Origin of the sequence: Nocardioides sp. YR527 (assembly GCF_900101045.1) — a bacterium.
GTDB lineage: Bacteria > Actinomycetota > Actinomycetes > Propionibacteriales > Nocardioidaceae > Nocardioides.
Genome location: NZ_FNFN01000003.1, coordinates 545,413 through 571,789, shown reverse-complemented (window position 1 = coordinate 571,789; position 26,377 = coordinate 545,413). Strand labels below are relative to the sequence as shown.

Below are 26,377 nucleotides of genomic sequence, written 5' to 3'. Positions count from 1 at the left end.
GTGCGGCTCCACCTACAACGGCGGCCACCACCATGACAATTCCTGCAACAGCTCGTCGTGCAACAGCTCCTCGTGCGGGTCGAGCTGCGGCGGCGGAGGCGGCGGCGACTGACCCTTCCCCACCGAGTCGGCTCGTCCTGACCGAGATCCGTGCCGAGTCGGCTCGTCATAACGAGCCGACTCGGCATCAGAAGAGGTCCAGGGCGGTGACCTTCCACTGGCCGTCGACCTTGGCGGCCTCGACGGAGATCTGGGCGGCGGAGATGGACGACTCCTTGTCGGTGGAGCGCTGGGACGCCTGGTCGAGGAAGACCAGGAGCGAAGCGGAGTCGGCGTCGAGGGACTTGACGGCGGCTACCTGGACCTCGGCGCTGAGCACGAGCTTCTGACCGGGGGCCTTCTCCTGGAGCTGCTTGAAGAGGAGGTCGTACTCCTTGCGGGCGTCGCCGGCCAGGAACTCATCGGCCGCAGCGGCGGTCGGCGAAGGGTCGGAGAAGTCGTAGGAGAAGACCTGGAGCAGGCCGGTGGAGACGGCCGACTGCACCTCGGTGGTGGCCTCGGCATCGACGACGGCGCGGTTGCCGACGTGGTCGGTGTTGCGCTCGCGGTCGGCCTGCCAGAACGCTCCGAGCCCCAGGATCAGGGCGAGCGCGGCGAGGAAGGGCGCCCAGCGGCGTACGAGAGAAGTGCTCATGACATGTTCACCGCTACCTGCTCGAGGCTCTCCAGGAGCCAGTCGTCGCCGACCTTGACCAGATCGGCCGCGAACCTGTTGCGCTTGACCGTCGGCTCGGCGTCCTCGCCGGAGGTCGACCCGTCGCGGACCGTGATCTCGACCGCCGCGATCACGGTCGCGCTGTCGTCGTCGAGCTCGGTCACGGCGGCGTCCATCACCGATCCGGTCGAGATCTTCTTCTGCTCCGCGAGGACCTTGCGGTCCTCCTCCGAGACGCTGGTCAGCTGGTCGTGCAGGGTGCCGGTCGTGACCGCGGCCCACCCCTTCAACCCCTCGTCCACCTTGCGGTAGTCGAGCGAGTTGAGGGTCTCGATGTGGCTGGTCGCGACGATCAGCACCCGGTCGCGTACGGCGGCCTCGTCGACCATCTCCTGGTCGTGACCGCTCGCGCGCCACCAGGTCAGCGCGCCCGCGACCAGTACGCACAGCGCCACCAGCGGGAGGGCCCAGGTGAGCACCCGGTCGCGCCTCGACGGTGGGTCAGGGGCTTCCACCTCGACCACCGCAGCCTCCGTCGGTCTCTCCGTTGTCGTGCTCATCGCTCCCCCATCAGTCCGGCGAGCGTGGTGGGGACGCTAACCGTCCCCGGCTCGGCTGTCTCGGTCTTCGTGGTTTTCGGTTGGGGCACGGCATCGCAGCCGGCCGCGGTGTTGAACGGCTTGCCCTTGCTCAGATCGGTGCCGGCCCGCAGGTCGGTGCCCTGATAACCCGCGACGCACGGCGGCGGGTTGAAGAACGACGGCATCAGGCTCAGCCGGGGACCGTTGGAGGTGTTGATCGCCCAGCCGATGCTGACCGCCTCGGGCACGGTCACGAAGGTCGACTCGAGCGCGGACGCGTTCGTCCCGAAGAGCGTCGCGGGCGTGACCAGGTTGCTCATCAGGATCCCGAGCGGCTGGCCGACCTCCTTGACCAGCAGCGAGATCTCGGTGGCCGAGCCGGGCGCGGCCCCGATCAGGTCGCGCAGGTCCTTGTCGGAGTCGGCAAGGGTCGAGGAGAAGAGCGCGAGGTCGTTGCTCCACGCCTTGATGCTGGTCGCCGACTCCTCCTGGGTCGCGAGCACCTGGTCGGAGTTGCGGATCAGGCTCGCCGAGACGAGGAAGTTGCGGTCGGCCTCCTTCTGGAACGAGAGCGAGGTGTCGACCAGCTTCCGCAGGTCCGATCCGGCTCCCTGGGACAGCAGGTAGGACTCGTCGATCGTCGTCACCAGCGCCTCCTCGGGCACCGAGGCGACGAAGTCGCGGCCGGTCTCGATGACCTGGGAGGCGTCGTACGGCAATGCCTCCTCCCCCGCACTCAACCGGTCTCCGTCGGAGAGCCGGGTGGAGCCCACCGCGCCACCGCGGAGGTCCAGATACTGCTCACCGATGGCCGAGCGGTTGGCGACCTTCACGGTCACGTCCTCGGGGATGGCGGGCGCGTCGCCCTCGATCTCCAGCACGGCACGTACGCCGTCGGAGCCTGCCTCCAGGGAGGTCACCTCTCCCACGGGCACCCCGCGGTAGGTCACCTCCGAGTTGACGAAGAGCCCGCCGCCCTCGGGCAGCGAGACGTCGACACGGTAGGGCTCGTCGAGCAGGTCCAGGCCGACGTAGCGGGCCCCGACGTAGCTCGTGCCCACGAGCGCGAGGGCGACGAAGAGCCCGAGCTTGACGCGTACGCCTCCGGTCAGCCGTTGCATCAGTCGCTCCCTTCGACGGAGCCGGCGTCGCTCGCCGCGCCTTCCGGCGAGGTCTCGGAGGTCGCCGACCCTGCCCCGGACGACGGCTCGGTCGGTGACTCCGCGGGCGACTCGGAGGGGTCGGACGGAGAGGACGAGGGTGAGGACGACCCGGACTCCGACGGATCCGAGGAGGACGAGGAAGAGCCGGGATCGGAGGGCAGGATCGACTCCCCCGGGATCGACGGCGAGGACGATCCCGGCACCGGCGAGCTGGTCGACGGCAGCAGTCCGGGCGGTGTGCCCGACGACCCGGACTGGGAGCTGACCGAGCCGCCGGACCCGCCTTCGACCGCCGGTTGCAGCCACTCGCAGCCCTTGGACTGGCAGCCGGCAGGAGTACGGAAGTTCGTGATCATGAACAGGTTCATGTAGTCGCCGCGGATCGCGTTGAGCACCTCGTCGGGGAACGGGTAGGTGAAGAGGATCTCGAGCGCGTAGGGCAGGTCGGAGCCGGCCTTGGCGAGCTGGTCGAGGATCGGGTCGAGCAGCTTGAGGTCGGCCACGATGTCGTCCTGGGCCTCGTCCAGCGTGCTGATGGTGACCTTGGAGAGCTTGTCGAGCGCCTCCAGCATCGCGACCAGCTGCGGACGCTGGTCGACGAGCACCTGCATGCCCGGCGAGAGCCCCTCCAGAGCATTGGAGATCTTGGTCTTGTCCTTCTCCAGCGTGACCGCGAGCTCGTTGAGAGACTCGATCGCGGAGGTGATCGAGGCCGAGCGCGAGTCGAGGACCGTTACGAACCGGTCCATCTCGGTCAGGAAGGCCTTGATCTCCTCCGGCCGCCCGTCGGAGATCTTCTGCATCTCACGGGAGATCTCCTGGAACTGCGCGATCCCGCCGCTGTTGAGCACCATCGACAGGGCCCCGAGCACCTCCTCGACCTGCGCGGCCGCCTCGGTGTCGCCACGGCCGACGACAGACCCGTCACCCAGGGGATCGCCCGCGACCGGTCTGGCGGGGCGGATCAGTGCGACGTACTTCTCGCCGAGCAGGGAGGTCTGCTGCAGTCGCGCCGTGGTGCCGGCGGGGAGCGCGACGTCGTCCCTGACCACCAGCGACACCCGCGCACTGCGGCCGTCCTCGGTCAGCCGGATCTTGGAGACCCGGCCCACCGCGACGTTGTCGATCTTGACGCTGGACTGGGGAACCAGGTCGAGTACGTCGCTGAACTCGGCGCTGAGCGTGATCGGGTCCTCCCCCACGTCGGCGCCGCCGGGCAGCGGGGCCTCGTAGACCCCGCCGCTGACGGCACCGAGGCCGCAGCCGGAGAGGGCCAGGGCTGCCGTGGCCAGTAGGGCCATGAGCGGCCTCGACAGAGGTCTCGACATCACTGCTCCTCTCCGACACCGGGAAGCAGGACCGGTGGCGCGTCCTCGGAGGTCTCGCCGGTGAGACCGTCGCCGGACCAGACGCTCAGCTCGTTCAGATTCGTGCGGCCGACGAGGCTGTTGGTCGCCGGGTCGTAGGCGTTGACGTACTTCTGCAGCACCAGCGGGATCGTGGCGACCGCCTCCTCGAGCGACTCGTTCTGGTCGACGAGGACCTGGGTCGGACCCTGCAGGTTCTCGACGCTGGTGCGCATCTCGCCGCGGTTGTCCTTGATGAAGGACTCCAGCAGCGCGAGCGCCTCGCCGAGGTTGCCGACCGCGGCGGCCAGGTCGTCGCGGTCCTCGGCGAGATAGTCGGTGACCTGGGCGAACCGGCGGTTGGCGGCCTCGACCCCGTCATCGTGCTCGAGCAGGGTCTTGTTGAAGGTGTCGAGGTTCTCGACGGTGGCGAAGAAGTCCTGGTCGACGTCGGCCAGGGTCGCCGACGCGTCGGCGCCTTCCCGGATCACCTGGTTGATGTCCGCGCCCTGCCCGTCGAGGTTGGCCGCGAGCACCTCGAGGAACCGGGAGAGCGCGCCGTTCTTGTTGGCGCCGTTGGGACCGAGCTGATCGCCGGCCTCGGTCAGCGAGGCGTAGAGGTCGTCGATCTCGACGGGCACCGCGGTCTCCTCGATGACGGTGCCGTCGCGGAGCTCGGGCCCGTCGACGTACGGCTCGGTGAGCTGGACGAAGCGGTCCGAGACCAGCGTCGGCGCCACGATCACCGCCGAGGTGTCGGCCGCGGCGCTCTGGCCGGGGTCGAGCGTCATCGAGACCTTCACGTGCTCGCCGGCCGGGGTCACCGAGGTCACCTCGCCGACCGGAACGCCGAGAACCTGCACGTCGGAGCCGGGGTAGAGACCCACGGAGGCCTCGAAGAGCGCGGAGAACGTCGTGCCTTTCCGCCCCTCCTCGATCCCGTACGCAGCACCCCATCCGACCGCGCCCACGGCGGCGACCACGAGGCACCCGGCGAGGATCCGTCTCATCTCTTCCCTCCCGGGTTGCAGTCGCGCTGGACGTCGTTGTCGAGCACCGGCGCGTTGTTCTCGTCGAAGAGGCCGCAGCCGTAGACGTCGATCCAGGGCCCGTTGCTCATCGAGGCGCCGATCACCCGGTAGTAGGCGCCGATCTGGGAGAGCGCCTTGTCGAGGTGGTCCTGGTTGCGCTGCAGGATCTCGGAGACCTGGTCGAGCTTCTGCAACGCCGGCTGGAGGCGCTTCTGGTTGTCCTCGACCAGGCCGGTGACCTGCTCGGCGAGGTCGTCGGTGTAGGTGAGTATCTGGTGGATCGCCTGCCGACGGGCGGCGAGCTCCTCGAGCAGCTTGTCGCCGTCATCGATCAGCAGCCCGATCTCCTCGTTGCGCTCGGCGAGGGTGCCGGTGACCTGGGTCGTCGTCCTCATCAGCTCGGCCAGCTCCTGGTCCCGCGAGGAGATCGTGCGGGAGATCCGGGTGAGGCCGGAGACCATGCCGCGTACGTCCTCGGGGGTGTCCTCGAAGACCACCGAGAGGGCGTCCATCGACTCCTCGACCTGGGCCATGTCGATCTCCCCGACGGTGGTGGAGAGGTCGGAGAAGGCGGCGTTGACGTCATAGGGGGTGGTGGTCCGCGAGACCGGGATCGGCTCGCGGAGTCGGCCCGAGCCGCCCGGGTCCAGGGCGAGGAACTTGCGCCCGAGCAGCGTCTTCACCTTGATCGACGCGGTGGTCTGCGAGCCGAGCGAGACGTCCTTGGCCCGGAACCTGATCAGCACCTTGTCACCGTCGAGCTCGAGCTCGGAGACCTCGCCGACCTTCACCCCGGCGACCCTCGCCTCGTCACCTGGACGTATCCCGGCGGCCTCGGCGAAGTAGGCCTCGTAGGTGTCGCCACCGCCGATGACCGGGAGGTCCTCGGCGTAGAAGGTGGCGAAGAAGACGCCGGTCATGGCCAGGATCCCGACCACGGCGATGACGATCTTGTTGCGTTCGGCGAACGACTTCGGATAGCGGGCCATCATTGGCACCTTCCTGCCGGCGAGTCCACGCCGAGGTCGCCGTAGTAGCCCTCGGGTTTCGGGATCCGCCCGTCGATGGAGCAGATGTAGAAGTTGAGCCACCCTCCATAGGTGGCCATCCGGCCGATCTGGTCGGTCTTCTGCGGCATGGTGGTCAGGAACTTCGTCAGCGCCTCGTCGTTCTCGGCGAGGTTCTCCGAGACGTCCCCGAGCGAGTCGATCGAGTCACGCAGCGGCTCGCGGCCCTCCTGCAGCAGTCCGGTGACGCTCTGGGAGAGCTCGCCCATCCCCTCGATGGTCGAGCCGAGCGTCTTGCGGTCGGCGGCCAGCCCGGAGACCAGCCGCTGCAGGGTCACCAGGGTCGTGTCGAGCATCCCGGTGCGCTGGCTGACCACCTCGAGGACCGAGTTGAGGTTGGTGATCAGGTCGCCGATCACCTGGTCGCGATCGGCGAGGGTCGAGGTCAAGGAGGCCGTCGAGGAGAGCAGCGACTCCACCGTCGCGCCTTCGCCCTGGAAGACCGCGATGATCTGGGCACTGAGGTTGTTGACGTCCTCGGGGTCGAGGAACTTGAACAGCGGCTGGAAGCCGTTGAACAGCATCGTCAGGTCCAGCGCCGGCTGGGTCTCGTCGAGCGAGAACGTGTAGCCGGGCTTCAGCGGGTCCCCTCCGGGCGCCCCCGGCTCCAAGGCGATGTAGCGCTGCCCGATCAGGTTGCGGAACCGCAGCTCCGCCCGGGTCCCCTCGACCATCGGCGCCGACTCGGCCGCGGTGAAGACGACCTCGGCGGTGTCGTTCTGATGCAGCCCGATGGACTGGACGGTACCGATCTTCACCCCCGCCATCCGCACGTCGTCGCCCTTGTTGAGGCTGGTCACGTCGGTGAAGAGCGCAGTGAACGTATGCCCCGACGAGGTCGATCCGTTGGAGATCGTCGTCGCCAGCGCCGCCATCGCCAGGACCGTGACCAGCGCGAAGACCACCGACTTGGTGAGCGTCACCGCGACCGAGCCGCCGTTGCCCGTCCTCATCGCACGATCACCTCCGTGCCTCGCAGGGTCGGGCCGAGCAGCAGGCTCGACCAGGTCGGATACTCATCAGGTGCCATGCCTTCCGCTGGTGCCATCACCTCGGCGATCAGCTGGTTCTCGCCCTGGGAGTTCTGCTCGCCCAGACCTCTGGTCGCACCGAACGTGCGCACCCGGTCCGTCGGCGGCGCCTCGATCTGCTCGGCGGTGCCGGCCGTCCCGGTGACGGCGGGCCGGCTGCCGGTCTGGCCGGTGACGTACGGGCATCGGGGGCCGCCGGTACGCAGCTTCGGGACGTAGCCGGAGGGGTAGGGCTGCCGGATGTCGGAGACGCTGACCAGCGCGTGGATCCCCGGCTCGTCGGTGCCCTTGCCGAGGTTCTTGGCCATCACCGGCGCGTAGTCGCGCAGGGCGCTGAAGAGGCAGGGGAAGGAGGAGGCGTACGGGCTGACCGCGCGGAGCGCGTCGCGCGAGGTGTCGGAGAGCACCACGATCGTCTCCCGGTTGCGCTCGAGCCAGCGGTCGGTGTCGGCGGCCGTCGTGGTCACCGACCGGAACGTGTCGGCGAGCTGCTGCTGTTGATCGACCAGGGTCGACGCGGTCACCGTCATGGTGTCCAGCGCGTCCAGCAGGTCCGGCGCGGCCTCCTCGTAGTGGCCCGCGACCCGGCCGAGCGAGGCCAGGTCGTCGGCCATCTGCGGCACCAGCGGGTTGAGCTTCCTCAGGTAGTCCGCCCATGCCGAGAAGACCTCGCCGATGTCGTCGCCGTTGTCACGCAGCATCGTGGCGAGCTCGCTCAGCGTCGCGTTGAGCTTGTGGGGCTGGATCGCCTTGAGCACCGGGAGCAGCTCGTCGAGGACCTGCTCCAGCTCGACCGCCTCGTCCGAGCGGTCCTGCTCGATCACGTCGCCGGCCGACAGCTCCGGCCCCGAGGCCGGTTGCAGCGCCACGTACCGCTCCCCGAAGAGGGTCTTGGGCAGCAGCCTCGCGGTGGTGTCGGCCGAGAGATCGGAGAGTACGTCCGGCTCCAGCGCCAGGGTCAGCTCGGCGCCACCCTCGCGGGCCGAGACGGTGCGGACGGTGCCGACCGGCACCCCGCGCAGCTTGACGTCGGAGCCCTCCTGGAGGGCATTGCCCAGGGTGCCGGTGGTCAGGGTCACCTCGGAGCGGTCGACGAAGGTCTGGTCGTAGGCGAGCCAGGCGCCGAGCGCCACCGCCGCGACCACGGCCAGGTAGCACAGGCCGAGGAAGGCATCGCGAAGCCTCGCCAGGCTCACTATGGGCTGGGTCATCCCGCGATCCTCACCGTCGTGGTGGCGCCCCACATCGCCATCGAGAGGGCGAGGTCGAGCAGTGCGACGACGACGATCGTCCGCCGCACCGAGCGCCCGACCGCGATCCCGACCCCGGACGGCCCGCCGCTGGCGTAGAAGCCCAGCCGGCAGTGGATCAGGATGATCAGGACCGAGAAGATCAGCACCTTCCCGAACGACAGCAGGATGTCGATGGGCGGCAGGAAGAGCTGGAAGTAGTGGTCGTACGTCCCGGCCGACTGCCCGTGGAAGTAGACCGTCACGATCCGCGAGCCCGCGTAGGAGGTCAGCAGCCCGACGACGTAGAGCGGGATGATCGCCACGAAGCCGGCGACCACGCGGGTCGAGACCAGGTAGGGGATCGTGCCCAGGCCCATCACCTTGACCGCGTCGATCTCCTCGTTGATCCGCATCGCGCCGAGCTGGGCGGTGAACCCGGCGCCGACGGTCGCGCTCATGGCCAGCGCGGCGACCAGCGGCGCGATCTCGCGCGTGTTGAAGTAGGCGGAGATGAACCCGTTGAGCGTCGAGGTGCCGATCTGGTCGAGCGCTGCGTACCCCTGCATGCCGACGACCGTGCCGACGAAGATGCTCATCCCCGTCATCACGCCGATGGTGCCGCCGATGACCGCGAGCGCACCGGTGCCGAAGGAGACCTCGGAGAGGATCCGGAGGATCTCGCGGGGGTAGTGCCGGATCGCGGTCGGGATCCCTACCAGCACCTTCCCGTAGAACCGGATGTCCTTCCCGGTCTGCACCAAGCCGTCAAGTGAGCGGTCGAGCCGCGACCGCTTCTTGACCACGTCGACGGTCGCCATGTCAGGCCCCCTTCCCGGGAACGAGCTCGAGATAGAGCGTCGTGATCACGAAGTTGACGAAGAAGAGGAGCAGGAAGGTGACGACGACCGACTGGTTGACCGCCTCCCCCACCCCCTTCGGCCCGGGCTTGGTGTTGAGCCCTCGGAACGCGGCGACGAGGCCGGCGATGAGCCCGAAGAGCACCGCCTTGAGCTCGCCCACCCACAGGTCGGAGAGCTGGGCGAGCGCGGTGAACGAGGAGAGGTACGCCCCCGGCGTCCCGCCCTGGATGATCACGTTGAAGAAGTAGCCGCCGAGCACACCGACCACCGAGACCAGGCCGTTGAGCAGCACCGCCGCGAGCACGCAGGCGAGCACTCGTGGCACCACGAGCGCCTGGATGGGATCGACCGCGATCACCCGCATGGCGTCGATCTCGTCGCGGATCGTCCGGGACCCCAGGTCGGCGCAGATCGCCGCTCCGCCGGCTCCCGCGATCACCAGCGAGGTCACGATCGGGGCCGCCTGCTGCACGACGGCGAGCACCGAGGCGGCGCCGGTGAACGACTGCGCCCCGATCTGCACCGTCAGGGTGCCGAGCTGCAGCGCGATCACCGCTCCGAACGGGATCGCGACCAGCATCGCCGGGATCCAGGAGACCGAGGTGACGAACCAGAACTGGTCGAGCAGCTCGCGGGCCGCGAAGGGCCTGCGGAACGCCGCCCGGAAGGTGTCCAGGCCCAGCGCGAAGAGCGCCCCGACCTGGTCCAGACCCCGGCTGACCGGGTCCTTGACCTTCGCTCGCGGTGCTCGGTCAACGTCGTCGTCATCGGCGGTGTAGAGCGTGGCGGCGCCGCTCGCGACCCGGGCGCTGTGCCGCTCGACCGCGGCCCGCGGGGCGCCGTTGGCGGGGGCGAGCTGGCGCGGCAGCACCTCGATGGCGCGGGCCCCGGCGCGTACGGTCGCGACTCCCCCGGACGGGTAGTAGGCCTCGCCCTCGACGTAGTCGTCGTTGACGCCGTGGTCGGTCTCCTCGCTCATCCCGATCGGCCCGATCGGGTCGCCGCTCATGAACTGGGAGACAACCGGGTGGTCGGTGAGCAGGAACTCCTCGCGCGGGCCGTACATCACCAGCCGGCGGCGGTAGAGCATGCCGAGATTGTCCGGCAGCGTACGTGCCAGCTCGATGTTGTGGGTGACCACCAGCATCGTCGCGTCGGTGGCCGCGTTGACGTCGACCAGCAGCTGGGCCAGGTTGGCCGTACGCACCGGGTCGAGCCCCGAGTCGGGCTCGTCGCACAGGATGATCGATGGCTCGGTGACCAGCGAGCGGGCCAGGCCGGCGCGCTTGCGCATGCCGCCGGAGATCTCGCCGGGCAGCTTGTGCTCCTGCCCGAGCAGCCCGACCAGATCGAGCTTGTCGTTGGTGATCTGCCGGATCTCCGACTCGCGCTTCTTGGTGTGGGCCCGCAGCGGGAAGGCGACGTTGTCGAAGACGCTCATCGAGCCGAAGAGCGCACCGTCCTGGAAGAGCACCCCGAACCGCTTGCGCAGCTCCTGCCGCTGCGACTCCCGTGCCTTGACCATGTCGACCCCGTCGACCAGGCAGACCCCGGCCTCCGGCCGCAGCAGCCCCATCAGCGACTTCAGGAACACCGACTTGCCGGTGCCCGAGGGCCCGAGCAGCGCGGTGATCTCGCCCTGGGGCAGCGTGAGGGTCACGTCGCTCCAGATGTTCTGGGACCCGAAGCTCTTGGTGAGCCCGGTGACCTCCACGGTTCCGCCCATCGCGGGACCTCCTGATCTGCCGTTGTGGGGTGTGCTTCGACCGGGACAGTACGTGTGGCCCCGATCACACGGGAGAGGAAATCGAGCCGCCCGACAAATGCGGGTCGGGTTTTGTCACGCGCATGACAAAACAGCCCGCGAAGCTCTCTCAGCCGCAGCGCTCGAGCTCGACCCAGTCCAGCGCCGGGCTCTCGCCGGCGCCGAGGGCGAAGAGGAGCAGGGTGACGAACTCGGGGTCCTGGAGCCGGCTGCCGAAGGCGGCCCGCAGCCGGAGCTTGTGGTTGCGGACGGTGTGCTCGTGGATGCCGAGCTCCGCGGCCAGCGCCGGGGCGTTCGCTCCGGTGAGCAACCAGAGCCGCAGGGTGCGCACCATCGCCCGCCGGTGCTCGTCCTTGAACGCCTCCAGCGGCGCGAGGGCCTCGCTCGCCTCCCAGCGCGAGAGCGTGGGGTCGGCGTTGAGCAGCAGGGCGACGTGATGGTCGGCGCAGCGCACGACCGGGTCCGCGGGGATCACCCCGGACTCGACGAGGTCCCGGGCACGCTCGGTCCAGCGGATCGCGGCCGGTACGTCGGCCAGCGGCACCGGCACGGTCACGAAGACAGGACCCGTACGCGGCCACCCCCGCATCACCGCGCTGACGGCGTCCACCTCGACCGGGTCGGTGATCACCAGGGCGCGCCGGCCTGCGGTGTCCCACACGCACGTCTGGGGCAGCCCGACGGAGTCCAGCGGCGTGATGGTGTCGACCGAGCAGACCACCACCGCTGCCGGCAGCTGCCAGCCGACGCGCGCGGCGAGACCACCGATCACCGCGGGGTCCGCCGACCCGGCGAGGCCCCGGACCAGCCGGCGCCGGATCCAGCACGGATCCGCCTCGCGGTCACGGACCCCGGCCGCGTACCCGCGGGCGACGTCGTCGAGCAGGATGCCCATGTAGGCGAGGAGCGAGCCGCACAGCGTCCCGCGTACGTCGTCGGGGACCAGCCCCTCTGCTTCGTGCCGGATCGCCTCGGCCGCCCGGTGGGTGGCCAGGTCGACGGCCGCCCTGAACCCGTCGAGGCTCCGCTCGGCCAGCGCCTCTCCCCTGCCCATCCCGAAGTACATCGCCGACACCGTCTCCGGGTCCGACGGGATCTTCTCGACGACGTCGGCATAGAGCTCCACTGCGCTGGCGACGGCCTTCGTGATCAGATCACGACGCCTCTGGGTGGGATGTCGGGAGTAGGCGGCGATCTGGCGCAGGATCTCGTCGGTGATCTGCGGGACCAGCCCGCGGCCGACCCTGCGGATCACCGCGCACTCCGTCGGCGAGACGCGCGGGGCATGGATCCTCTCGGCGAGCTGCCGCGAGGCGCTTCGGCGTGGCAGTCGTGGGTGCGGGACACGCGCTCCAGTGGTCGTCATCTGGTTCTGCGTCGGACTCATGGATCTACGACTTCTCCCCTCGATCCCCGGCCCGCGGGAGCACTGTGCTTCGTCAGGCCGGCGTCACTCAGTGACGCTCATCACAGAGGAAACCGCGCCGATCAGCCAGTGCTGGAAGACCCAATCGGCATACAGAGGGCCCCGAATTATCACGTGCATGACAAATTCGAGCCGCGGATGTCGCGTGCGCGACATCCGCGCGGCCGATCTGACGGTCTCGGCCGTCACCCCATGGAAATGAGCGTCGACCTGCGAGATGAAGGGAGCTCGATCTCATCCATCCGAAAGGGCACCCACCCGTGAAGAAGCTTCCTGTGATCGGCGCAGCAGCCGCCAGCCTCATCCTCATCACCCCCGCCGCAGCCCAGGCCGCGCCGCCGTACGACGTCGCCGTCGGCGGCATCAACATCTACACGCCGCTCGTCGCGGCGAACTGCCACTCCATCAGCGGGACGGGACAGGCACACAGCGGAACCGCGATGAGCGGGAACTACACCGGCAGTACCCCCGCGGACCACCCCTTCACCATCGAGGACGGCGCGTGGACCGGATGCACCGAGCAGTTCGGTACTCCGCTGGACTTCACCGTGGTCGGCGAATGGCGCTTCACCACGGAGGACGCTGCGGTGACAACGCCAACGACCGACCTCGTTGCAGGCACGGTCGACAACATTCACCTCAACGTCCTAGACAGCGCAGGCACCGGCCTCTGCGACTTCTCGATCACTGGCGCCGCAGCGGCGACGTTCGATGAAACCACCCGGAGACTCGCGATCAGGGAGACGACACTGGATGGCAGCCTCTTCATCGAGGATGTCACAGGCAACTGCCTGGGAATGTTCGCCAACGGCGACCCCGTCGACCTCTACTTCTCCTACGCCTTCAACATCCCGGACGGCCCGCTGAACATCAGCTGACGCCACACCGACAAGGCGGCCGGTGATGACGATCGAGCGTCGTCACCGGTCGCCCTCGGGGATCTCCGGTACCGGCGGGATCAAGGGGTTCGCCGGGTCAAGCCCGAGGTTGCACGGCACCGACTCAACCGTCGCCTGGCCTGGGCCGGGCGGCAGATTCTTCCCTCCGGCAACAGGGTTCTTCCTCGTGCAGCTGAAGGCACTTCCCTGGTTGGTGCGGAGAGGATTGTCGTTCCCTGAGACGGTGGCGGTGAGCAGCGCGGAGAGATCGTCGCCGTCGGCTGTGACGCATCCACTGAAGGCAGGCACGTCGATCGTGCCGTTCAGCTCGCCACCGGTGCTGAGATTGAAGAGGTGGTTCTTCCAGTACGGAAGCGGCGGCGGGGGGACATTCTCACCATCGACCGTGCCGTACCAGTATCCATTTCCGTGCAGCTGCATCTTGCCTGGCACTGTGGTGCGGCAAGTGTCTGAAAGGCGCATCGCGACACCGTCGACAACGAGTGAAGTGATCCGCGTGTAAAGCTCGGTGTTGATCTCGTTGTCAGGCACCTCGGTTCCTCCGTCGGGGTTGCAGGTCAGGGTCTCGATGTTGATCGGCCTTGGCAGGCCATCGTCATCGCGAACCTGCTCCAGTCGTAATGTCGCCTCGACCGGGATCGTGCCGAACGCAACGGTACGAACGGTCAGCTCGCGGCTGATCCCGTAGTTGTGCGGCGCCCCCACCTCCGCGACGAGATACACGTTCGCGCCAGCGAGGGTGCAACTGCGATAGCGCGACGGGTCCGGGTTGTCCGCGGGCCCATTGTAGAAGTCGAACGCGGAGGTCATCAGGGGTGTCCGGAGCCACTGTCGGGCGCGTTCGGCCTTCGCGACAGACGCCATCGGAGACCCGCCCCACGTGCGGTGCTGGACCGGCGGCGGATGGACCTCAGGTGCGGGCAGCCCAGGATAGGGGCCTCCGTCTGCACTGCTGCTGCCGGTGCCGAGCATGGTGAAGGCAACCATGGCCAGGGTGGCCACCGCCGTGACGCGTCTCGTTGTTCGCCGCATGCACCGACCATGATCCCGCCGGGATCACGCCGCAACCTTGATCAGCGGGTTCGCTCCAGGCGCCCGCACATTTTGTCATCGCCATGACAACTCCGGCGTCGAGCGGCCGGCACGATGTCGCGTACGCGACATCCTGAGACCCGATCTCGCCCATCCGCGCCGTTGGCCGTCGACAGCCGGCCCCACCCCGGGGGATGAATGGACCAAGCGGGGACAACTGGTCTCCTCTGATCCGAAGGGACATCGTTCGATGGCTAAGAAGATCCTTCTCGTGGGCGCGGCAGCGGCCGCTCTCACCCTTGCGACCCCGGCGATGGCAAGCGCCGCGCCCCCGTACACCGTTTCCGTCGGCGGGAGCTCGACCGCCGGGAGCCATCCGTTCACCGCAGCCTCGGTGGGCGGGATCAACTTCGCAACGACGCTGAACGCAATGAGCTGCACGTCGGCCAGCGCATCCGGGACCGTGCAGAGCGGAACCGGGCTGACCACGGTCGCCACCATTGCGTCCACCGGGTGGAGCGGATGCACCGAGCAGTTCGGCACCCCGCTCACGGTCACCCACAGTGGTTCCTGGTCCCTCAACCCGACCGGCTCGGCCACCGCGGGCTCGACCGACGTGATCGGCGGCAAGATCACCGGTGTCAGCGCCCACGTCGCCGACTCGTCCGGCACCGGGCTGTGCGACTTCACGGTCGGCGGAAACGTGGACGGGAGCTTCAACGAGGCCACCCAGCGGCTCGTCATCGCTGAAACCGGCGCTGATAGCAGCCTCACGGTCACGAGCGTCGCCGGAGACTGCCTGGGCACCATCACCGTCGGCGAGGCCGCCAGCTTCTCCGGAACCTACGCCATCACCTCCCCTGACGGCGCGATCAACCTCAGCTGAATCAACGATCGATGACGGTGCGTCCGATGGGCGCACCGTCGTCATGTAGCACCACATCACGATCCCGAAGGAGCCCTACTCATGCCACGCCCGAACCCCACGAAGCGCCGCCTCGGTCTGCTCGCCGTCCCCGCGGCGGCAGCGCTGCTCGCCGTCGCCACGGCCGCACCCGCCCACGCCGCACCTCTCGACATCCTCTACGACGCCAACGGCACCACGGTCGTCGCCTCAACCGGGTCGCAGATCCCGGTCGGCCCGGCCGTCCTGGACACGACGCTGGAGACGACGACCGGCGCGTTCACCGGCTCGCTCGCGCTTCCCGGTGCCAGCACCGAGTTCAAGGCGGTGGGGTTCATCCCGATGAGCGCCGACGTCTCCTTCGAGGAGGCCGCCCCCACCACCGGCACGCTCAAGCCTCATCCCGAGGGCGGCGGCAGCTATGTCGAGGCCACCTCCTACTACAACGTACGTCTCACCAACATCAAGGTCGTGGGCTTCCCGACCTTCTCCGGCCCGTTCTGCCGCACCGTCGAACCGGTGGCCATCCCCGTGGCCACTCCCGAGGGTGAGCGGTTCGGGGTCTTCACCGGCGGCCGGCTGACCGGGACGTACTCGATCGGCGACTTCCAGAACTGCGGCCTCAACACCTGGCTGGTCAACGCCCTCGTCCCAGGCGAAGGGAACACCATCGAGCTCAACCTCACCAACCCGCGTCGCGGCTGAGCTCTCCCTCCCCGAGTCCGCCGGGCGGCCACACGGCCCCCGGCGGACTCTGCCCATCCGGCCACCCGACGGCACAGACGTACCGAATTCCGGGGGCACGCCAAGCAAAGACGTGCCATGGTGGTCGATACCTTCTCGGGCATGTTGGACGAAGGAGTTTGACGTGCGACGGAGCACGAGATGACGCAGACCCACCAGTCCCCCGGACTTCCTGGTTCCGCCGTGTGGATGTTGAAGAGCCTCGAGGGCGAGGTGCGGCCGATCGCGCGCAAGATCACCGGCCACCTGCGCGAGGGGCTGCCGGCCGAGACCGAGGGCTTCGAGGAACTCATCTTCACCGCCGTGCACGGCGCGATGTCGCACTTCATCGACCTGGGTCTCGGACGTTCGGCGCCCTACATCGCGATCGACGACCACTTCCGCAAGGTCGGCTTCAAGGTCGCCGCGCTGGGCCAGGACCGGGCCATCGTCGACCAGGGCATCCACATGGCCACCACCGAGCTCTGGGACGAGCTGCGCCGCCGGGCGGTCGAGAACGAGCTCTCCGCCGCGGCGCTGAACGCGCTCAACGAGATGATGACGACGTACGTCGAGCACCTGACCTCGCAGGTCGGCAAGGGCTTCGAGGCCGGCACCGAGGCGCGCGACCAGGACAACGACGTCGCCCGGGCGCGGCTGATCGACCGGATGCTGTCGGGGGCCTCCGCCGACGAGATCGAGGTGCAGGCGGCGCTGGGCGACTGGACGCTGCCGGAGAAGGTGACCGTGATGGCGGTCGAGCTGCGTGACGGCGAGCGGATCCTCTCCGACGCCCTCTCCGCCACCGCCCTCACCCGTCGCCGCGAGCCGACCCAGGTGGTGATGTGCCCTCCTCACGACACCGAGACGGTGACCAAACAGGTCCGGGCGGCAGCGCCGAAGGCGCGGGTCTCGATCTGCTGGCCGGTGCCACCCGAGGACGTACCCGCCGCCTGGCGGTGGGCCAACCGCGCCCTGGCGCTGGTCAATGCCCGGGTGATCCCGGCCAAACCGGTCATCGACTGCCTCGCCTACCGCACCGAGATCTGGCTCCACGCCGAGCCGGTGATGCGCCGTCAGCTCGCCCAGGAGCTGCTCGAACCACTCCTGGCCGAGTCGGCCAACTCCCGCGAGATCCTCACCGAGACCCTGCTGGTCTGGCTCGAGACCCGGGAGAGCGCACCGGCGATCGCGGCGGTCCTCGGCGTGCACCCGCAGACCATCCGCTACCGCTGGAAGCGGATCAACGAGCTCTTCGGGGAGTCCCTGCGCGACCCCGAGTTCGTGACCCAGCTCCTGCTGCTCCTCAAGGCGAGCGTGCCGCTGTGGGTCGCCGGCGACCAGAGCGACTTCGACCGCTACCAGCAGCAGACCGGCTGACCCGGAGCCACTCATGGAGATGTTCGTCCTCGTGGCCGGTGCTGTTGCGGCGTACGTCCTGGGGCTGGGGTTTCCTCGCGTCGTCGCGGGCTGGTCCGGTCGCCGGCGCGGGATCGAGTCGGTGCCCCGGTCCTCGTGGGCGGTCGCTGCCCGGGTCGACACCGTGGTGCTCGACCGATGGGGGACGGTGACCACCGGACGTCTCATGGTGACCACCGTCGACCCGCTCGACCCCGACCACCTGCGCAACCTGCGCTGGTTCGCGGGGGCGCTGGAGCACGAGGCCGAGGGCCCGCTCGCCCGCGCGGTCGCCAGGCTCTCGCCGCGCGGCAGGGTCACCGACTTCTGTGTCGTTCCCGGATCGGGGGTGCGGGGGTCGGTGGACCGGCATCCCGTACGCGTCGGGCGGCCCTCCTGGCTCGGCATGGCCGACCGCACCGACCGCGGCACCGTTCTCGGCGTCGAGCTCGACGGGCGGCCGCTGGGCTATCTCGTGGTCGGCGACGAGCCGCGCAAGGACGCCGGGGCGTCGGTGTTACGGCTGACGTCCGCGGGGGTGACACCGGTGCTGGTCTCCGACGACGGCTCCCGCGAGACCGAGGAGCTGGCCGAGACCTGCGGGATCGAGCGATGGCATCCCGAGATCGCCGCCGAGAAGCGGGAGCGGCTCGTCGCCGAGCTGCAGGAGCAGGGGCGGGTGGTCGCCTTCGTGAGCTCTCGCCCGGAGGACGCCGAGGCCCAGGCGGTGGCCGACCTGGCCGTGGGCGGGAGCTCCGGCGTACGGCTGACGGATCTCGACGTCCGGCGCGTCGCCGAGCTGATCTCGCTCGGCCGCGGGGTCGTCCTGGGTCGTCGCTGGGCCGGGCCCGTCGCACTGGTGCCGGCGGTGGCCGGGGCGGCGCTGGCGATCCTGGGCGCCGGCTCGATCCCGCTCGCCGCGGGGTGCGCGCTGCTCTGCCTGGTGACCGCGGCAGTGGCCGCGGCGATCCCGGTGGCGAGGTCCGGAAACTTGTCACGTGCGTGAGTAGTTTCGGTGATTCTCGGCCCGGATCGCGTTCAGCTCGTTGTGGCGGGGCTCACATGATGGCTGGATCGGTGACATCGACCCACCCCGCCCGACCTGAGGATGTGACCGAGGATGACCCCACGACCCGGTCTGCTTTTCAAGGCGGCTGCGCTGCCCGTCGCCGCCGTGACCGCCGCCTGGACGATCCATGCGATCCAGGAGGGCCGGCCCGTCGACGCCACGGCCAGCGTGCGTCAGGTGCCGGTCGAGGTGCCGACCCAGGAGCTGCTGCCACCGGTGAGCGTCTCCGCGGTCAAGCCCATCCCCAAGGTCAGCCCCCTTGCGGCCAAGCCTGCCGGGTTCGCCGCCCAGGCGGCCGCCGGCGTCATCCCCGAGACCGCGCTCTCCGCCTACCAGCGCGCCGCGACGGTGCTGGCCGACGCCGACCCCGGGTGTCATCTCGACTGGTCGCTGATCGCCGCCATCGGGCGGGTCGAGTCCGACCACGGCCGCGCCGGGGGTAACACGTTGTCCGCCTCCGGGGTCGCGACGCCCGGGATCTTCGGCGTACCTCTCACCGGCACCTCCGGGACCGCACGCATCCTCGACACCGACGGCGGCGCCTACGACCGCGACCTCGTCTACGACCGCGCGGTCGGGCCGATGCAGTTCATCCCCTCGACCTGGTCCGATGTCGGGGTCGACGCCGACGGGGACGGGCGCCGCGACCCGCAGGACGTCGACGACGCCGCGCTCGCCGCCGCGGTCTACCTGTGCTCCGGATCCGCCGACCTGTCCACCGAGGCCGGGCAGCGCTCGGCGGTGCTGCGCTACAACCACAGCGAGGCGTACGTCTCGGCGGTCCTGCAGATCGCCAACGGCTATCGGCTCGGGACGTTCGAGGCACCGACCGATGTCGTCCTTCCGGCCGCGCAGATCCCGGTCACCTCCGCCTCCGATCTCGAGCCGCTCACCGGCGCCTCGCCCAGCGCCCAGCCGCCGCGGCGTGGTTCCTCGGGCGGGACGGACACCGGTACGCCCAGCGGCGGCTCGACCACGCCCTCCTCCCCCTCGCCCTCGGACTCCCCCGGCGATGACGGGTCCGCCGTCCCCTCGCCCACCTCGGGCCCGGATCCGAGCGGCTCCCCCACGGAGACCCCGACCGAGACGCCCACCGAGACACCCACGGAGACCCCGACCGAGACCCCCACGGAAACGCCTACGGAGACCCCGACCGAGACCCCGACCGAGACCCCGACGGAAACACCGACCGAGGAGCCGACCGAAACGCCGTCGGAGACCCCAACTGCGACCGAGACGGCCACCGAGTCCACCGGCGCGGACGCATCCGCGAGCGCATCCTGAGACTCGGCCCCGACCGTGTTGGCCTCGGCACACCCACCCCGCGCACCCCTCTCGACCATCGCTCTCTCCCCCGCTGGTCGAGCCGCTGCACGAAAAGTGTCGAGGCCAACACCCTCAGTTGGGCTAAATCGCGTTACAAGGCCACGTAGTGCGGGCAGACTGGAGACGCTGCTGACACCCCACCGGGAGCCGCCTCGATGCCGACCGATACCGACCGTCTCGTTGCTCATGTCGCGCGCCTCGGCGAGGAGCACCCACCGATCCCCATGGACTCGGTCGACTTCACCGTGAACGACCCGGCCGGCTTCGGCGCCCGCTTCGGCCACGTCCTCGACTACATGGCGCGGGTCGAGCTCGAGGTCGACCGCAACGTACTCGAGATCTCGACCATGCTCCCCAACCCACCCGAGGTCGACAAACAGTTCTACGCCGAGGTGTGGCAGCCGCAGGAGATCCAGCACGGACTGATCCTCGACCGGCTCCAGCAGGTCCTCGGGCGCCCGCCGGCGACCACCGACCTCGACCACGTCGGCCTGAAGCTGAAGGTGCTCGGTCTGCTGGCTCACCTGGAGCCGTTCCAGGACGTCTGCCGGATGCTCTACTACCTGACCGGCATGGCCACCGAGCGCTCCGCGGTGATCGCCTACAACCTGCTCCACGACGGCGTCATCGAGACCGGCGAGCACGCCGTCGCCGACACCGTCATCGCGCCGATCAAGCGCCAGGAGCCCGGCCACTACGCCTTCTACCAGCTCTCCGCCCGCGCCCACTGGGCCACCCTCGCCGCCTGGCAGAAGTGGCTGGTCCGGCGCATGCGCCGGATCTCCTTCGCCCCCGTCGGGGTCAACAACGTCTCTCAGCTGGCCGACTTCGGCGACGTCATGGAGACCTTGGGAGTCGACCATGAAGGTCGCGACCTCGCCGCCGACGTGGCCAGGGTCGAGCAGGAGCTCCTCTGGGCCCGCGACCGCGGCCTCCCCGTCCCCGACTACGTCACCCGCGCCTTCCGCGACGCCGTCGAAGCGGCTCAGGAGCGACGGGTGGACCTTCGTCAAGGTATGTAGCCGAAGGCGCACATCCCTCGCGGAGCTCCGCACGGGAAGTAGGCCTTGACCTGCATACCCTTCGACAGGCTCAGGACACCGCCTTGCTGCAGGAACAGCCCCACCGGGCCACGGCAAGACGCGCGGGCCCGCCGAATGCTCACCGAGGTAACTCGGTCAACGGTCACTGCCCTCGTGGAACTCCACGAAGGAAGCGCGCACACACCGAGTTACCTCGGTGAACATCCACCCGTCACCCGCGCCACTTCGACACGAGCATCTCGACCGTCGCGCCCTTGATCGCGCGACTGCCGGGAACCGTGCCGACGACCGTGCCCTTCTTCCAGCGCGAGGTGACCCGCTTGCCGACGACCGGCTTGAACCCGGCGGCCTTGAGGCGGGCGGTGGCCTTACTGACCGAGAGTCCCTCGACCTTCGGGATCTTGAGGCCCTTGCCGTTGACGACGCTGGCTCCGGGACGTACGAAGCTCGCGGAGCCGAGCTTGCCGTCGATCGCCCGCATCGCGTCGGCCCACATCGGGCCGGCGACGGTCGAGCCCGACGCCGAGGCGACATAGCCACCACGCAGGCGCTGTCCGTTGAGGGTGACCCACTTCCCCTCGTAGTTCGCACCGGCGATCATCGAGGCGGTCGCGAGCTTGGGCGTGTAGCCGTTGAACCACACCGCGCGGTTGCTGTTGGTGGTCCCGGTCTTGCCTGCGGACGGCACGCTCAGCGCGAGCTTCTGCCCGAACCCACCGGGCTGCAGCACGCCGCGGAGGATGTCGTTCATCGCATCAGCCGTGCCCGTACGCATCACCTGCTCGCACGAGGCCGCGTACTCCTTCATCGTCTTTCCGTCAGGACCGACGATCTGGGTCACCGGGCGCGAGTCGCAGTGCTTGCCGCGGGCACCGAAGGTCGCGTACGCCTCGGCCATCTCCAACGGGCTGACGTCGACCGGACCGAGGGTGAAGGACGGCACCCGCTCGTGGGCGGGATCGGTCAGGCTGACGCCCATCTTCTTCGCGAGCGTGTAGGGGGCGCAGACGCCGGTGAACTGCTCGAGCCGGACGTAGAAGGTGTTCACCGACTCGCGGGTGCCGGTGTAGAGGTTCTTGTTGCCCGAGGTGGTCGAGTTGCCGACCGGGTAGGGGTTGGGGTTGAAGTTGCCCTCGCCGGGGCAGTTGGCGAAGGACGCCTGGTTGAACGTCCTCTTGGCCGGCGACGGGATCTCCTGCCGGAGCGGGAAGCCCTTCTCGATCGCCGCGGCGCCGACGAAGACCTTGAACGTCGAGCCGGCCTGGAAGCCGTTGGCGTCGCCGTACTCCTTCGGCACCAGGTAGTTCAGGTAGGACTCACCCTTGCGACGGTTCTCCCCCATCGGCCGCGACTGCGCCAGCGCCTTGACGTTGCCGGTGCCGGGCTCGACCATCGCCAGGGCGCCGACCGCGTTGTCGGTCGGCGAGACGCGACGGCTCACCGACTTCTGCGCCGCCTTCTGGAAGCTGGAGTCCAGGGTGGTCCTGATGGTCAGTCCGCCGGTCTGCAGCAGCCGCCAGCGCTCGGCCTCGGTCTCGCCCAGCGACTTGTCGGCGAGCAGCCACTGCAGCGCGTAGTCGCAGAAGAACTCGGCCGAGGAGCCGAAGCAGCCGTTGCGGCTGTCCTGGACGTTGAGGCCGAGCTCGCTCTCCTTGAGCTTCTCGGCGTCGGCCCGCGGCAGGTCGCCGACCTGGACCAGCCGCTCGAGCACCAGGTTGCGGCGGGCGACCGTGGCGTCGGGGTAGTCGGTGGGGTCGTAGCCGGTCGGGTTCTTCACCATCCCGGCCAGCATCGAGGCCTGCCCCCAGGTCAGGTCGGCGGCGTCGACGCCGAAGTAGTGCTTCGCGGCCGCCTGGACCCCGTAGGCGGAGTCACCGAAGTAGGCGGCGTTGAGATAGCGCTCGAGGATCCAGTCCTTGTCGTGGTTCTCCTCGAGCCAGATCGCGTAGCGGAGCTCGCGGATCTTGCGGGCCGTGGACTTCTCGGTCGCCGCGGCCCGCTCCTCGTCGGTGTCGGCCCCGTAGACGAGGGTCGTCTTGACCAGCTGCTGGGTGATCGACGAACCACCCTGCACCGAACCCGACTCGGAGGCCGAGTTGCGCAGCAGCGCCCGCAGCGTGCCCTTGAGGTCCATCGCCCCGTGCTCGTAGAAGCGGCTGTCCTCGATGGCGAGCAGCGCCTTCGGCATGTTGGGCGAGATCTGGTCGAGCGCCTTGTAGGACCGGTTCTGGTCGTAGAGGGTGGTGATCACCTTGCCGTGTACGTCCAGGATGCGCGTCGTCTGCGACAGCTCGCCCATGTCGATGTCGAGGGGCAGATCATCCATCGCCTCGGCGCCGGACTTGGCCGCGACACCGGTCAGATGGACGAACGGGATCGCCATCCCCGAGGCGACCAGACCCGTCACCGCGGCGACGCCGATGAGAGCCGCGAACCGCATCACGACGCGATGGAAGGGCAGGGAACGAACGACTGTGCGGGCCAAGATGGGGGCTCCTACCCGGGCCTCGAGCCAGGACCGGCGAGGGTTGCTGAAAGATCGGAGAACAGGTGTTCACGATACCGGAAGGCCCCACACCGGCCGCGTTCGATGCGCCACACTTCACCCTGTGAATCCCTCGGTCTCCGGCATCGCCGTGGCATGGCGTCCCGCGATCGCCGAGCTCCTCCAGACGTACGCCGCCTCCGGCCGGCTCGGGTTCACCGAGGTGGTCGCCGAGAACACCGCGCCGGCGCAGGTCCCGCAGGCCGTCCGGGATCTCGGCGTCCCGGTCATCGCCCATGGGGTCACCCTCGGCCTGGCCGGCGCCGACCGCCCCGCGACTGACCGCCTCACCCGGCTGGCCGAGCTCGCCGAGGTCCTGGACAGCCCGTTCGTCTCCGAGCACGTCGCGTTCGTACGAGCGAGCGACTCCCCGGACCCGCTGCACGGCGACGTCCTGGAAGCGGGCCACCTGCTGCCGCCGCCGCGCACGAAGGACTCGCTCGACGTGCTGGTCGACAACGTCCGGATCGCACAGGACCAGCTGCCGGTGCCGCTCGCGGTCGAGAACATCGCCGCCACCTTCACCTGGCCCGAGGACACCATCAGCGAGCCCGACTTCCTCACCGAGCTCGTCGAGCGCACCGGCGTACGCCTCGTCCTCGACGTCGCCAACCTCTACGCCTCCGCGGTCGCCCGCGGCTCCGACCCCGTCGCCGACCTGGCCCGCTTCCCGCTCGATGCGGTCGCCTACATGCACGTCGCCGGCGGCACCGAGCGCGAGGGGATCTACATCGACACCCATGCCCACCCGATGCCGACGCCGGTGCTGTCGCTGCTCGCGACCGCGGTCGAGGCGTACGCCGGGCGACGGCTCCCCGGGATCATGCTCGAACGCGACGCGGACGTGTCACCGCAGACCGTCGGCCCCGAGTTCACGAGGCTCACCGAGGCGGTCCCTACGCCTTCGGCAGGTCCGCCCCGCCCGTGACCGGAGCCTGGTGCTCCGGGTAGACCGACTCGGCCGCCCCCTCGTCCACCAGCGTGGTGCGACCGAAGGCCTCGCCGAACGGCGTCAGGTGGACCGAGCGGCGCACGATCTTGGCGAACTTCACCGAGTGCAGTGCCCCGAGCACGTCGGGCTGGGCCTCGAGGACCTGGTACTCCAACGGGTCGGGAAGCGGCTCCTTGGAGAACCACACCAGCCCGAGCCGGAACAGATTGTTGAGATAGGCCGGGACCCGGTCCGGATAGCGCACGCCGCTGCGCCCGGCGATCATGTTGAGACCCGGCGCGATCATGGTGCTGCCGACGAGGCCTGCCGGCCCACCGGTGCGAATGTCGACCGAGGGCTGCGGCCCGGCCTGGAGCAGGTAGAGCAGCATCCGCGCCTCGTCGGGCGCGAGCTCGTCGAGGATCCGGGCGTACGCCGGGTGCCCCTGCTCATCGGCCCAGACGTCGCGGGACCGGTCGAGCAGCTCGGCCCCGCGTCGGCGCAGCACCGGCAGGGAGTCCTCGGACGCCTCGGCCTCTCGCGTGCGGGCGAGCACGACATCGCGGCCGGCGGCCTCGTAGTCGGCGTCGGAGAGCTCCATCACCTGGTTCGAGCCGGGCAGGATGATCCGGGCCGCGGTGCCGGCGACGATGCCCACGGCCTCGGCCGTCTCCCGCATCAGCCCCACACGTACGTCCTGGTCGACCATCGCCCGGGCGACCCGGATCCCGGCGCGGCCGGAGGTGCGCAGCCCCCACCCGGCGGTGTGCCAGGCAGCCCCCGCAGCCACCCTGGCCAGACCGGGAGCGGTGCCGGCCACGGCGGAGGCGCTCGGGATGACCTTGCCCAGGAGACTCATGGCGCCACCTCCGTAGCGCAAGCGCCAGGATACGGACGCGGCGCCATGATGGATCCCATGATCACTCGCTGACGCTCGCTCATGTCGGAAAGATTAGAAGGTGCAGGAAGCCGCCCGCGAGTCCCATGATCGCGCCGTGGGCGTAGAGCATCCATTCGTCCTCCTTGATCGCTGACCTCATCATGTCCACGAAGTCGCCGGGCGGAAGCTCCTTGGTGCGGCGTGCGACCAGGTCACGGATCTTGTCCGCCTGGTGACGGCTGAAGCCGGGATCGCGGAACGGCACCAGCGTACGATCCGCCGCCTCGTTGGCCACCGAGGTGCTGATCCGGTCGAACCGCTCCGAGCCGAGCGCTATCCGCACCGCGCCCCGGTAGGGCCCGGCCGCTTTGTCCACCGCGGGCATCAGCGCGTTGATCAGCAGCTTGCGGGTCGCGTCGCCGCGAGGGCCGTCGAGCAGGAAGTCGCCGATGCGCTCGAGCGTGATCACGTCGGTGGCGATGATGTCGGCGTAGACCTCGGCGGCCTGCTCCTGGCGGCGCGGGAAGAGCCCCTGGACCTTGATCCCCAGGATGCGCCGCGGCTCCGCGGGCTCGAAGATCAGCCACATGCCGAGCAGGTTGGTCACCCAGCCGACGACCACGCCGAGGACAGGAAGCAGCCACCACACGTGGAAGGTCTGGTCGACCAGCGCCACCGGGATGCCGAGCAGGAAGCCGAAGATGAACCCGAAGGCGACCATCAGATTGAGCTCGCGCTGGCCGAAGTCGCGGAAGATCCTGACCACCAGGGCGGGGTTCTTGCGGAAGTGGTCGATGACCATCAGCTTCGGGTCGAGCAGCTGGTCGATGTGTATGCCGATGTCGTCGGTGACCTTGTGGACGATCGAGGGCAGCTGCGCCTGCACCCGGACGGCGATCGCGTCCTTGACCGCCTGCGGCAGGTCGCGCCAGAGCCGCGGGTGCTCGCGCATCATGATCTGGTCGACCAGCTCGGGCACCTCCGGGCGGAAGGTCTCCACGATGTGCGTGGCGATCTCCGAGGGACCGAGCTGCTGGTAGAAGTCGCTCGGCGTGCCGAGCTTGGCGATCGCCTTGTCGACGGCGATCGAGCCCATCTTCGCGGCCCGGGCGGGGATGATGCCCTGCCAGCCGAGCCCGCCCTGGGCGAAGCCCGGGACCTCCTGCAGCTTGTGCGGGAGCACCCTGGTCAGCTCGCGCAGCCCCGGCACCCGGAACCCCTTGAACGTGAGCGGGGAGAAGAGCATGTAGAGGCCCGACCAGTTGATCAGCCAGCCGATCACCCCGGTGAAGATCGGGATGGTGATCAGCGAGAGCCAGTGGACGTGGGCAGCCCAGTCCTCGAACCAGCTGACCAGCGAGTCCTGCCACTCCGGCGACATCCGAGCTCCTTCCGCCAGAGTTCCAGACC

General features: G+C 69.3%; 23 protein-coding genes and 1 pseudogene. 8 read left to right on the top strand and 16 right to left on the bottom strand.

Features of this window, described 5'->3' with window-relative positions:
- Positions 1–187: 187 nt before the first annotated feature.
- The 12 genes and pseudogenes from BLT25_RS11265 to BLT25_RS11210 all read right to left on the bottom strand — a co-directional run bounded on the left by BLT25_RS11265 (position 188) and on the right by BLT25_RS11210 (position 12,178).
- Positions 188–694, bottom strand: coding sequence for a hypothetical protein (locus tag BLT25_RS11265; RefSeq protein ID WP_091045601.1), 507 nt, complete (start codon positions 692–694; stop codon positions 188–190).
- The gene (locus BLT25_RS11260) at positions 691–1,275 is read right to left on the bottom strand and encodes a hypothetical protein (protein ID WP_143033718.1); all 585 of its coding nucleotides are present in this window, start codon (positions 1,273–1,275) and stop codon (positions 691–693) included. The genes BLT25_RS11265 and BLT25_RS11260 overlap by 4 nt, the downstream gene beginning before the upstream one ends.
- A complete protein-coding gene (locus tag BLT25_RS11255) occupies positions 1,272–2,417 on the bottom strand; it encodes an MlaD family protein (RefSeq protein WP_091045597.1) in 1,146 nt (381 codons plus the stop codon). Before BLT25_RS11255 ends, BLT25_RS11260 begins: the two co-directional genes overlap by 4 nt.
- Positions 2,417–3,787, bottom strand: a complete 1,371-nt coding sequence (locus BLT25_RS11250) for an MCE family protein (RefSeq protein WP_218131305.1) — start codon at positions 3,785–3,787, stop codon at positions 2,417–2,419. The genes BLT25_RS11255 and BLT25_RS11250 overlap by 1 nt, the downstream gene beginning before the upstream one ends.
- Positions 3,787–4,815, bottom strand: a complete 1,029-nt coding sequence (locus BLT25_RS11245; RefSeq protein ID WP_091045592.1) for an MCE family protein — start codon at positions 4,813–4,815, stop codon at positions 3,787–3,789. Before BLT25_RS11245 ends, BLT25_RS11250 begins: the two co-directional genes overlap by 1 nt.
- Positions 4,812–5,825: an MCE family protein gene (locus tag BLT25_RS11240; protein WP_256328550.1), complete on the bottom strand. Its 1,014-nt coding sequence runs from the start codon at positions 5,823–5,825 to the stop codon at positions 4,812–4,814. Before BLT25_RS11240 ends, BLT25_RS11245 begins: the two co-directional genes overlap by 4 nt.
- Positions 5,825–6,856: an MCE family protein gene (locus BLT25_RS11235; protein ID WP_091045587.1), complete on the bottom strand. Its 1,032-nt coding sequence runs from the start codon at positions 6,854–6,856 to the stop codon at positions 5,825–5,827. The genes BLT25_RS11240 and BLT25_RS11235 overlap by 1 nt, the downstream gene beginning before the upstream one ends.
- Complete coding sequence (locus BLT25_RS11230) at positions 6,853–8,145, bottom strand: MCE family protein (protein ID WP_091045584.1); 1,293 nt, start codon at positions 8,143–8,145, stop codon at positions 6,853–6,855. The genes BLT25_RS11235 and BLT25_RS11230 overlap by 4 nt, the downstream gene beginning before the upstream one ends.
- Complete coding sequence (locus BLT25_RS11225; RefSeq protein WP_091045581.1) at positions 8,142–8,984, bottom strand: MlaE family ABC transporter permease; 843 nt, start codon at positions 8,982–8,984, stop codon at positions 8,142–8,144. The genes BLT25_RS11230 and BLT25_RS11225 overlap by 4 nt, the downstream gene beginning before the upstream one ends.
- A 1-nt stretch (position 8,985) precedes the next feature.
- Complete coding sequence (locus BLT25_RS11220) at positions 8,986–9,735, bottom strand: MlaE family ABC transporter permease (RefSeq protein WP_091046262.1); 750 nt, start codon at positions 9,733–9,735, stop codon at positions 8,986–8,988.
- A 573-nt stretch (positions 9,736–10,308) separates the two neighbouring features.
- A pseudogene (locus tag BLT25_RS30615) lies at positions 10,309–10,752 on the bottom strand (ABC transporter ATP-binding protein); the annotation flags it as partial.
- Between the two features lie 148 nt (positions 10,753–10,900).
- The gene (locus BLT25_RS11210; RefSeq protein ID WP_091045578.1) at positions 10,901–12,178 is read right to left on the bottom strand and encodes an RsbRD N-terminal domain-containing protein; all 1,278 of its coding nucleotides are present in this window, start codon (positions 12,176–12,178) and stop codon (positions 10,901–10,903) included.
- Positions 12,179–12,477: 299 nt separating this feature from the next.
- Here BLT25_RS11210 and BLT25_RS11205 point away from each other — a divergent pair, with 299 nt between their 5' ends.
- Positions 12,478–13,095 (top strand): hypothetical protein, encoded by a 618-nt coding sequence (locus tag BLT25_RS11205; RefSeq protein WP_091045576.1) that lies wholly within the window; start codon positions 12,478–12,480, stop codon positions 13,093–13,095.
- A gap of 42 nt (positions 13,096–13,137) precedes the next feature.
- Here BLT25_RS11205 and BLT25_RS11200 read toward each other — a convergent pair whose 3' ends face one another.
- Positions 13,138–13,926, bottom strand: coding sequence for a hypothetical protein (locus BLT25_RS11200; RefSeq protein ID WP_143033717.1), 789 nt, complete (start codon positions 13,924–13,926; stop codon positions 13,138–13,140).
- A 472-nt stretch (positions 13,927–14,398) separates the two neighbouring features.
- Here BLT25_RS11200 and BLT25_RS11195 point away from each other — a divergent pair, with 472 nt between their 5' ends.
- From BLT25_RS11195 to BLT25_RS11165, 6 genes are all read left to right on the top strand, one after another.
- Positions 14,399–15,034, top strand: a complete 636-nt coding sequence (locus BLT25_RS11195; protein ID WP_091045573.1) for a hypothetical protein — start codon at positions 14,399–14,401, stop codon at positions 15,032–15,034.
- An 81-nt stretch (positions 15,035–15,115) separates the two neighbouring features.
- Positions 15,116–15,757: a hypothetical protein gene (locus BLT25_RS11190; protein ID WP_091045570.1), complete on the top strand. Its 642-nt coding sequence runs from the start codon at positions 15,116–15,118 to the stop codon at positions 15,755–15,757.
- 180 nt (positions 15,758–15,937) lie between these two features.
- Complete coding sequence (locus tag BLT25_RS11185; protein ID WP_091045567.1) at positions 15,938–17,155, top strand: PucR family transcriptional regulator; 1,218 nt, start codon at positions 15,938–15,940, stop codon at positions 17,153–17,155.
- A 13-nt stretch (positions 17,156–17,168) separates the two neighbouring features.
- On the top strand, positions 17,169–18,179 hold the full coding sequence (locus BLT25_RS11180; RefSeq protein WP_091045565.1) for an HAD family hydrolase: 1,011 nt from the start codon (positions 17,169–17,171) through the stop codon (positions 18,177–18,179).
- A gap of 114 nt (positions 18,180–18,293) precedes the next feature.
- The gene (locus BLT25_RS30610) at positions 18,294–19,526 is read left to right on the top strand and encodes a lytic transglycosylase domain-containing protein (RefSeq protein ID WP_176883798.1); all 1,233 of its coding nucleotides are present in this window, start codon (positions 18,294–18,296) and stop codon (positions 19,524–19,526) included.
- A gap of 197 nt (positions 19,527–19,723) precedes the next feature.
- Positions 19,724–20,590: a GTP-binding protein LepA gene (locus tag BLT25_RS11165; RefSeq protein ID WP_091045562.1), complete on the top strand. Its 867-nt coding sequence runs from the start codon at positions 19,724–19,726 to the stop codon at positions 20,588–20,590.
- Between the two features lie 232 nt (positions 20,591–20,822).
- Here the strand turns inward: BLT25_RS11165 and BLT25_RS11160 are convergent, their stop codons facing one another.
- Entirely contained in the window at positions 20,823–23,096 is a 2,274-nt protein-coding gene (locus tag BLT25_RS11160) for a transglycosylase domain-containing protein (RefSeq protein ID WP_091045560.1), read from the bottom strand.
- Positions 23,097–23,220: 124 nt separating this feature from the next.
- Between BLT25_RS11160 and BLT25_RS11155 the strand changes: the two genes are divergently transcribed.
- Positions 23,221–24,084 carry an MbnB/TglH/ChrH family RiPP precursor modification enzyme gene (locus BLT25_RS11155; protein ID WP_256328549.1) on the top strand — a complete coding sequence of 288 codons (864 nt, stop codon included), beginning with the start codon at positions 23,221–23,223 and terminating at the stop codon, positions 24,082–24,084.
- On the opposite strand, the gene BLT25_RS11150 is transcribed toward BLT25_RS11155, so the two are convergent.
- Together BLT25_RS11150 and BLT25_RS11145 are read right to left on the bottom strand one after the other, a co-directional pair.
- Positions 24,053–24,946 carry an Abi-alpha family protein gene (locus BLT25_RS11150; RefSeq protein ID WP_218131304.1) on the bottom strand — a complete coding sequence of 298 codons (894 nt, stop codon included), beginning with the start codon at positions 24,944–24,946 and terminating at the stop codon, positions 24,053–24,055. The two genes, BLT25_RS11155 and BLT25_RS11150, sit on opposite strands and share 32 nt — an antisense overlap.
- A 79-nt stretch (positions 24,947–25,025) precedes the next feature.
- Positions 25,026–26,348, bottom strand: coding sequence for a DUF445 domain-containing protein (locus BLT25_RS11145; RefSeq protein WP_091045555.1), 1,323 nt, complete (start codon positions 26,346–26,348; stop codon positions 25,026–25,028).
- Positions 26,349–26,377 lie beyond the last annotated feature (29 nt).